The organism is Niallia sp. HCP3S3_B10 (assembly GCF_052064465.1).
Taxonomy (GTDB): Bacteria; Bacillota; Bacilli; order Bacillales; family Cytobacillaceae; genus Niallia; species Niallia hominis.
On sequence record NZ_JBQHVO010000030.1, the window covers coordinates 48445 to 55782 of the forward strand.

Genomic DNA, 7338 nt, shown 5'->3' on the forward strand with positions numbered 1-7338 from the left:
TTAAAAACCTCTTATTAAAAATTAATTTAAATGATACTTATCCAACTTATAATACAAATTGCGGACAGATAACCCTAATGTTTTTGCCGTCAACGTTTTATTCCCGTCTAATTTCTTCAAGGTTTTTTCTATAATAACCGTCTCGTATTTTTCGACTAGCTCAGATAGTGTTTGATTATCTTCATCGATTTCCTCATGGCTATCTATTTTTGATTCTGCACTCGTTTGCGAAAGAATAAGATGCTCCGCTTTAAGCACAGTATCTTCTTCTTTTGCTCTTATTACAGCTAGTTGTAAGATTGCCTTTAATTCGTGGACATTAGTAGAGTAAGAATAAGCTTCTAATGCTTTTTGGGCATCTAATTCAATCTCTTTTATCCACCTTCCGCTTTCTTTATTTAGTTCTAAAAGAAAATGCTTTGCTAATGGATAAATATCCTCCTTACGCTCGCTTAAAGGAGGTAAGTATATATGCGATTTCATTAGCTCGTCATAGAGTTCTTCTAAAAACATTCCTGCCATTAATGCTTTTTCTAGTTTGATAGGAGATGAAACAATAAGGCGAAGGGACGATTGTTTCTCTTCCTTCCCATCCTTTTTCATCATTTCTAGAAGCAAAGTTTGCTCCTCCATCGACAAACAAGTAACATTTTCTAAGTAAACCGTCCCTTTAGCGTTCCCGTTATTTTTACTTAAAAGTTCTATTAATTGTTCTCTGTTTCTCTTTGGATGTATACATTTAAACAAATGAAACTTATTTTCACTCCAATTGTGAATAGTATTAGCAAGCATAAACTTTCCAGTGCCTTCTTCCCCTCTAATAAATAGCACACGTTTGCTTGCTCCAATTAGCTTGGCCTGCTCAAGTGCAAATTTCATAGAAGATGATTGATAAATAAAGTCCTCAAATTGGTAACTTTGCTCTAGCCTGCGTATAATCGTTTTAGTTTGTTGAAGTTCCCTTTTTAACTGAACTATTTCCGTATAACTGTTGATGCTTTGCAGACAGCCTTTTAAGATTCCATCTACGATAATTGGTGTACTTTTTATGATAAGACTGTAAGAGTCCGTATTTATCGAAATTTCCGCATCCCGTCTTGTTCGGAAGACTTCTTCTCTATTCTTGATAATTAAGTTACGTGCTTTTTTCTGATTAAGTACTGAAAGCAACTCTTCATATGACGGATTTTGCATGATGATATGACCAAGATCATCGACTACTGCAAATGCTTCTGCATTTTTTTGCAAAATCAATGTAAGCAATACTCGGATGCTGTTATCATCAAACCATTCTCTTTTTTGATTGGCTTCTTGTAATACCGCCAATGCACCTATAACTTGATTTCCCTCTTTTTTTAGCGGATAACGAGAAATTAAAAGATTATCCTTATCAGATATAGCAAATATTTTCTGTTCTTCTTTTCTTTTAGTATGTAATACTCTCATCATCCCACTAGTAGGAATAATCGATAAAATATGTTGATCTATTTGAAGATGATAGTGTCCCTTTATCATTCTTTCTGCACTTTTGTTGAAATAACAGATGACTCCGCGATTATCCACTAGAATAATCCCTTCCTTCATTTCATCAAATAGGGCATAAGAGGTTGTCTGTATAGTTCGATCAATCATTAGTACACTTCCTATCTGTTCATCCGTGCAATTTATTTCATATCTATACTATACCTATCTCTCTGTTATTATGCAATTTTTTTCCCATTTTCTTTTATTTCTGAAAAAAAGATTTATTTGAATATACTATTGGTTGCAAATTTGTGGAGAAATGAGTTGGTGAAGGAGATAACCTAATAGTCGTTATTTAGGGATTATTTAGGCTATTATCTAAAAAAAAGGCTCTCCTCCCTCTCTCTAACAAATTGAAGATAGGTTGGAAAACCATCATTCTTTAAGGCAACGTTAATAATTCACGTGCAAGAATCGGCTCATCTGTTATTATTGCTGAGATTCCTTCATTTATTAGTGCTCTCATCGCTTTAGGACTATTCACTGTATATGCTCTAACTTTGATATTTTTTTCTATTGAGGATTGTATTATCTCTTGGTTAATGCGTTTGTAATTAGGATGAAACCCTTTGGCACCTATAGCATTTGCATATATCCAAGGCTGATATATTCCATCTGACAACAAAGGGGCTGTTTCAATTTCAGGTGCAATTCGATAACTATGTACGAGGCTATAATGATTAAACGAGGAAAAGATAATCCGTTTTTCAAAACCATATTTGCGAATAAGCTCAATTGTTTTTTCTTCCATCCCTTTATATGGAATCTTATTATTTTTCATTTCAATATTACAAGTTATCGTATTGTCTTGCATCCAATCGAATAACTCAATTAATGTGGGAATAGCTTCTTTCCCAATATGCTTGAATCGATGTCCTGCATTTAATGATCGTAAACCTTTATAACTTAATTCTTGCACATATCCTAATCCATTTGTTGTTCGATCAACTTTTTCGTCATGAATAATAACAACTTCCCCATCTTTTGTCATTTGAATATCAATTTCTATTCCATCAGCCTTTGCTTTTTCAGCTTCTTCAAAAGCTTTCATGGTATTCTCTGGATATTGGGAAGAATAGCCTCGGTGTGCAAATATTTTCGTCATGAAATCACTTCCTTATGTAGAACTCTTTCGCTACTGCTTTATAAATGATGAAAAAAACAGGCTCTAACATAAGTCAGAGCCTGTATCGGTTTTTGTTAAATTAGTTTTTTACTACGTTAGCAGCTTGAGGTCCGCGTTGACCTTCTTCTATGTCAAAAGAAACTTCTTGACCTTCATCTAATGTTTTGAAACCTTCTGTTTGAATAGCGCTGAAATGTACGAATACATCTTGTCCTTCAGCTGTTTCGATGAAACCAAATCCTTTTTCTGCGTTAAACCATTTTACTTTACCTGTAGCCATTTCTTGTTTCCTCCTATGTGCTTTATGCACAAATGTATTACTATCCTTGCTCGTAGTAAAAAATAAAGAAATATGTAAATCTCAACTATTTTCTAGAGAACAAAAATAAGTCTTCTTTATAGTAACAGGTTAATCAACAGAAAGCAAATCTTCCGATGATAATTTTTCAATTTTTTAAAACAAATTCCTTTTTATGGTTTTTAATTCCTAACAATTTTATCAATTTCACCTTTATAATTTATTCAGTTAGCAATTAGATGAGCAGACAGTTAATATTAATGAGAGGTTTTGTGTGCAGTCTTTTTGAGATTGTCAATATCTCCTGTTCCACTTTTAAATAGGACTAAGATTAGCTTTTGACTCTGCTTATAAGATGCTACAGTCTTGCTTTGACAGGAAAAAATAAATCATCTGCATGAAATTGTAGTTCTGTTAACTTCACTCTGTACATCTTCATCTCCAACAAAAACAAAACCCAACAAATCAAAATGATTTATTGGGTGAGAAGGTAAAAATTTATTGGCTTAAATCCGCAAAAAAAGTTGTTTTTCAAAGAATTGGTTGGATTAGCAATAACCAAAAACCCTTTATTCTAACCCTCTCAAGAAGCCTTATGTTCCAGCCTTAACTTATCTGCCACAATCGCGATAAATTCTGAGTTCGTTGGTTTTGCTTTAGACATGCTGACAGTGTAGCCGAATAAGGATGAGATGGAATCGATATTGCCTCTGCTCCAAGCGACTTCAATCGCATGACGAATTGCACGCTCCACACGGCTTGCAGTTGTATTAAATTTTTTAGCGATATCTGGATAGAGTACTTTTGTAATCGATCCTAATAGTTCTATGTCATTATAGACCATCGAAATGGCTTCCCTTAAATAAAGATAGCCTTTAATATGGGCTGGGACACCAATCTCGTGAATAATACTTGTAATGCTAGCATCTAAATTCTTTGTTTTTGGTTCCTGTTGCGTTTTAAAGGAAGAAGAAGATTTTCGCACAAACCCAGTTGTTTTACCGCTAACTTGGCGAATATGACCTGCCAAATAATCCATATCAAACGGTTTTAAAATAAAGTAAGATGCTCCTAATTCAACAGCCTTTTTCGTGACATCCTCTTGTCCAAAAGCTGTTAGCATAATGACATTAGGCATTTTTTTATTCATTTGGCGCATTCTTTCTAATACAGCTAAGCCATCGAGATGAGGCATAATGATATCGAGAACCATCACATCTGGTTCTAGTTGTTCGATCAATTCCAGACACTCTTGACCATTATGCGCAACACCGATTACTTCCATGTCATCTTGAGTATCTATATACTCTTCCAATAAACCTACTAGTTCACGATTATCATCAACAATACAAACTTTTATTTTTTTCAACAGTTGTTTCCTCCCTTAGGTCCAAATGTCTCTAATTTTATCTATATTTTTTATTCTAAAGGACATTTTCGACAAAGCAACCCATAATCCTTTGATTTTATAAAAAAAACTTAAAAAATAGGGAAAAACTCATTATTTCTCTCATTTTCTCATGTTTTCGACCGAATTCGATACATTTCATCATTTTGTCGAAAAATCTTTATATCAATATTATACCCCACTTCTTTGCATAGAAAAAGAATACATCTAAATTAACTTCTTTTTACCTAAACACTTCTTTTTCTGGAAGAAAAAATTATGACTTTTTTATGAATATATTCTTGTTGAGTTGTTACTTTAACGGTATTATTAAAGTTGGACAAAAAGCATTAATTTTTTTGGGCCAACTTATCTGTTATTTTCAGATAAAAGCTTAGCACAATGGTAAAAGTACTTGTGCTTTTTAATTTGCTCAATGATAGAAAGGATTTTTATATGGAGAATGCAACGAATGAAGTAAAACCTACTTTTAAAATACTATGGAAGCTAACAAGACCGCATACGTTAACTGCTTCCTTTGTACCTGTTTCCATTGGTACGGTTTTATCTTTCCCACACGCCTCAACAAAATGGGGTTTATTTTTTGCCATGATGTTCGCTTGTTTGATTATTCAAATAGCAACCAATTTATTCAATGAGTACTATGATTATGTAAGAGGCATTGATACTGCTGAGTCAGTAGGAATTGGTGGAGCCATTGTACATCATGGAATGAAACCAAAATTAGTTTTAAATATGGCAATTAGCCTATATGTTATTGCATTACTTTTGGGTATTTATATTTGTTCCCAAACTAGTTGGTGGATTGCTTTAGTCGGCTTACTTGGCATGGCAATTGGTTATTTGTACACTGGAGGGCCACTCCCAATTGCTTATACCCCATTTGGCGAGGTCTTTTCTGGTATTTGTATGGGATGTATCTTTATCCTTATTTCATTTTATATCCAGGCTGGTGAAATCAATCAAGAAAGTATAATGATTTCTGTACCAATCGCAATTCTCATTGGTGCAATTAATTTATCAAATAATATTAGAGATATCGAAGAGGATACTTTAGGTGGAAGAAAAACAATTGCTATCCTAATCGGTTTTAATAAGGCAGTCAATCTGCTTGCGGCATTATTTATTCTATCCTATTTATGGGTTGTTATCTTTGTTGCTTTCGGCATTTTTAGTCCTTGGCTATTAATAGTATTACTAAGCTTTAAGAAGCCGCTTGAAGCAATTAAAGGCTTTAGAGGTGATAAAAGCCAAACACCGATTGCTATGAAAAACACAGGATTGACGAATACAATGTTTGGATTGTTTATTACTGTTGGTTATTTATTTGATTTCATTATGCAAAATATGTAAATTCAAAAAGTATCATGGAAAGGATGAATAAAACTCCTTTTCATGATACTTTTTGTTTTTGTTGTTGCCCGTTTTTTCTATGACGCTTTTTGACCTTTTTCGTATATATCAATTCCTGCTTCATTTAACATCCATTCAATGTGAACTCCATAGCCACTAGTTGGATCATTTACAAAGACGTGGGTAACTGCTCCAATTACTTTTCCATCTTGGATAATTGGACTACCACTCATACCTTGGACAATCCCACCTGTTTTACTTAATAATTCTTTATCTGTTACTTTAATAACTAATCCTTTTGTAGCAGGATATTTTTGTGGTACAGAGCTTACTACTTCGATATCAAAAAGCTTCACCTGATCATTATCTACGACCGTTAGTATTTGTGCTGGTCCTTCTTTTACTTGGTCTGATAATGTAATCGGCATTGGCTCGTCCATGATTCCATTTTTAATGTTTTTATTTAGTTCCCCAAATATTCCAAAAGGACTATTTGTTTTAATGTCCCCGATAACTTCTTTATCTTCTGAAAATCTTGCTAATTTTTCACCTGGATTGCCATTACTGCCTTTTTCAATACTTGTTACAGTAGAACGCAGTACTTCTCCATCATCCACAACTATTGGTTTTTTTGTATCCATATCTGATATCACATGACCTAAAGCCCCATATTTCATGGAATCAGGGTGATAAAAAGTCATTGTTCCTATCCCTGCTGCTGAATCTCTTATATAAAGCCCTAATTTAAATGTGTTGTCCCCTTTTTCTTTAAGCGGCATTAACTTGGTTTTAAATTCTTTCTTCTCTCTTTTAACTGTTAAATCTAATGGTTTATTTTCTTCGCCTGCTTTTTGAACAAATGGTGCAACATCTGCCATTTTTTCGATTTTCTGTCCATTTATTTCAACAATCATATCGCCAACTTTGATCCCAGCTTTTTCGCCAGGCGATTGTTTTGCTTCTTCTGTATTAACTTGGTGATGCCCAACCACCAGTACGCCAACTGTATTTAATTTCACCCCGATGGATTGACCACCAGGAATGACTTTAAAGTCTTTTAGAACATTCACATCCACTTTTTTTATCGGAAAACCCGCTAGCTCAAGCATCATCTCTTCTTTCCCACTTACTTTTCCTTGCAAAGAAAGTTTGCCTTTTTCCTGGCTTAATGCAACAACCGAATCTTCGTCTGCTACATTTGCTGTCACAGGAATCGCCTCACTATTGTTGATTTCCATCGATTGCCCCTCAAACAATGTAATGCTTTTGGGAATATGAAGATATTCTTGAAATGATTGATTACATACTAAAGATATTAATGAAACAAGGAGAATCCCACCAATTATTTTTCTAAGGATATCACTTTTCAATTCTCTTCACTCTCCTCGCTTCTTTTCACCACGACTTCTCCCGGCTACATTTATAACTTTGCCTGTATGAGCCTCATTTATAACTGTTAAAAATTTTAAATACCTACCCATATTGGATAGCTTTGTCAATTTTTTCAACATTAACTGTATTTCACAATTTCTTAAAAAGAATCAAAACCACCAGTGTGAACTGGTGGTTTGCTCTGCGGCTAAAAGCCTCTCTTACCGGCCTCGGCCTTAAAGGCCCACTGAAAAGGTT

The 7338-nt window shown here is 34.1% G+C and carries 6 protein-coding genes; 1 reads left to right on the forward strand and 5 read right to left on the reverse strand.

Going from position 1 to position 7338, the window contains the following annotated elements; genetic code table 11:
- Positions 1-21: 21 nt before the first annotated feature.
- The 4 genes from ACTNDN_RS14060 to spo0A form a co-directional block, all read right to left on the reverse strand.
- Positions 22-1632, reverse strand: a complete 1611-nt coding sequence (locus ACTNDN_RS14060) for a sigma 54-interacting transcriptional regulator (protein ID WP_349204650.1) — start codon at positions 1630-1632, stop codon at positions 22-24.
- 274 nt (positions 1633-1906) lie between these two features.
- Entirely contained in the window at positions 1907-2629 is a 723-nt protein-coding gene (locus tag ACTNDN_RS14065; RefSeq protein ID WP_031535224.1) for a glycerophosphodiester phosphodiesterase, read from the reverse strand.
- Positions 2630-2729: 100 nt separating this feature from the next.
- Positions 2730-2930 carry a cold-shock protein gene (locus tag ACTNDN_RS14070; RefSeq protein WP_016203255.1) on the reverse strand — a complete coding sequence of 67 codons (201 nt, stop codon included), beginning with the start codon at positions 2928-2930 and terminating at the stop codon, positions 2730-2732.
- A gap of 601 nt (positions 2931-3531) precedes the next feature.
- Positions 3532-4317 carry a sporulation transcription factor Spo0A gene (spo0A, locus tag ACTNDN_RS14075; protein ID WP_031535228.1) on the reverse strand — a complete coding sequence of 262 codons (786 nt, stop codon included), beginning with the start codon at positions 4315-4317 and terminating at the stop codon, positions 3532-3534.
- Positions 4318-4791: 474 nt separating this feature from the next.
- Here spo0A and ACTNDN_RS14080 point away from each other — a divergent pair, with 474 nt between their 5' ends.
- The gene (locus tag ACTNDN_RS14080) at positions 4792-5709 is read left to right on the forward strand and encodes a 1,4-dihydroxy-2-naphthoate polyprenyltransferase (protein WP_031535230.1); all 918 of its coding nucleotides are present in this window, start codon (positions 4792-4794) and stop codon (positions 5707-5709) included.
- Positions 5710-5786: 77 nt separating this feature from the next.
- On the opposite strand, the gene spoIVB is transcribed toward ACTNDN_RS14080, so the two are convergent.
- On the reverse strand, positions 5787-7079 hold the full coding sequence (gene spoIVB / locus ACTNDN_RS14085) for a SpoIVB peptidase (RefSeq protein WP_031535232.1): 1293 nt from the start codon (positions 7077-7079) through the stop codon (positions 5787-5789).
- Between the last annotated feature and the right edge of the window lie 259 nt (positions 7080-7338).

Excerpts from the sequence above, each read along its gene's own strand:
- ACTNDN_RS14060 (WP_349204650.1), bottom strand. The coding sequence starts at position 1,632 with ATGATTGATCGAACTATACAGACAACCTCTTATGCCCTATTTGATGAA.
- ACTNDN_RS14065 (WP_031535224.1), bottom strand. The coding sequence starts at position 2,629 with ATGACGAAAATATTTGCACACCGAGGCTATTCTTCCCAATATCCAGAG.
- ACTNDN_RS14070 (WP_016203255.1), bottom strand. The coding sequence starts at position 2,930 with ATGGCTACAGGTAAAGTAAAATGGTTTAACGCAGAAAAAGGATTTGGT.
- ACTNDN_RS14080 (WP_031535230.1), top strand. The coding sequence starts at position 4,792 with ATGGAGAATGCAACGAATGAAGTAAAACCTACTTTTAAAATACTATGG.